The 1242-nt window shown below is 66.2% G+C and carries 1 protein-coding gene; it reads right to left on the bottom strand.

All coding sequences use genetic code 11. The annotated features are described in order from the left end of the window. Positions 1 to 7: 7 nt before the first annotated feature. Positions 8 to 1234 carry an IS30 family transposase gene (locus tag ACFWF1_RS44090; protein ID WP_379292236.1) on the bottom strand — a complete coding sequence of 409 codons (1227 nt, stop codon included), beginning with the start codon at positions 1232 to 1234 and terminating at the stop codon, positions 8 to 10. Between the last annotated feature and the right edge of the window lie 8 nt (positions 1235 to 1242).

The following is a 1242-nucleotide window of genomic DNA, read 5'->3' as shown; positions in this document are numbered from 1 at the left end:
GGCAGGTTCAAGGGGTCGATGCAACAGGGTTGTCGGGGTTCGACAGTAGCTGGTCGAGGACTTGGGCGGGGGTGCGGTAGCCGTGGCGTTTGCGGGGGCGGGTGTTGAGTTGGTTGGCGACGTAGTCGAGGTAGTCGGCGGGGAAGATCGACAGGTCTTGGCCTTTCGGGAAGTATTGGCGTAGAAGGCCGTTGGTGTTTTCGTTGCTGCCGCGCTGCCAGGGTGAGTGGGGGTCGCAGAAGTAGATTTCCAGACCGGTGGCGATGGTGATGCGGGCGTGCTGGGCCATCTCGCTGCCCTGGTCCCAGGTCAGGGAGCGACGCAGTTGGGCGGGTAGCTGACCCATTTTCGCGATCATGGCCTCGGCCACGGTCGCTGCGGTGCGGTCGCGAGGCAGATGCAGCAGCATCACGAATCCGGTGCTGCGTTCGACCAGGGTCCCGATCTGGGATGCCTGGTTGGCCCCGATGATCAGATCGCCTTCCCAGTGTCCGACCACGGCCCGGTCGGCGACCTCGGCGGGCCGGTCACTGATGGGGACCATACCGGTGAATTTGGTTCGCGCGGTACGGGTTTCGTTGCTTCGGCGGGGTTTACGCACCGCGCGCCCGGTGCGCAGTGCCTTGGCCAGCTCACGACGCAACTCACCACGGCCCTGCACATACAAGGCCTTGTAGATCGTTTCGTGCGACACCTGCATCTCCAATCGGTGCGGGAACCGTGCACGCAGCCACCCCGCGATCTGCTCGGGACTGTGCCGCAGGGTCAACCGCTGGGCCACCAACTCCCGCAGGACCGGATCAGCTGCCAGCTTCCCACCCCGGGCCCGCCGTGCGCGTTGCTCACTGCGTTGCTGAGCCAGGCTAGCCCGATACCTCATCACCGCCTCGTTGCCCCGCTGCCCGGCGCCGATGCGGTAGCGGCGCCGATACCGCCCGACACTGCCCTTGCCTCCACCGTTCTTGTCGATCTCCCGCATCACCGTCGAGGGCGCCCGACCCAACCGCCGGGCCATCGAATTGATCGACTCCCCGACCGCGACACCAGCCGCGATCTCTTCGCGCTCAACAAAACTCAGCCGCGGACACCGCCGCGGACCCGGCACCGGGAACTCCGGGCGCAACCCACCCGACTCGGCCACCCACCGCGCTGCCTGCACCGCAGACACCCCACACACAGCACCAGCTTCCGCGACCGACACACCACTACCAACAAGATCCCAGAACCGACGCATGACAGACT

Source organism: Nocardia sp. NPDC060255, from assembly GCF_042727395.1.
GTDB lineage: Bacteria > Actinomycetota > Actinomycetes > Mycobacteriales > Mycobacteriaceae > Nocardia.
This window is presented reverse-complemented; position numbering and strand designations above follow the sequence as displayed.

Bases quoted from the DNA above. Each gene is read 5' to 3' on its own strand.
- ACFWF1_RS44090 (WP_379292236.1), bottom strand. From the start codon at position 1,234: ATGCGTCGGTTCTGGGATCTTGTTGGTAGTGGTGTGTCGGTCGCGGAA.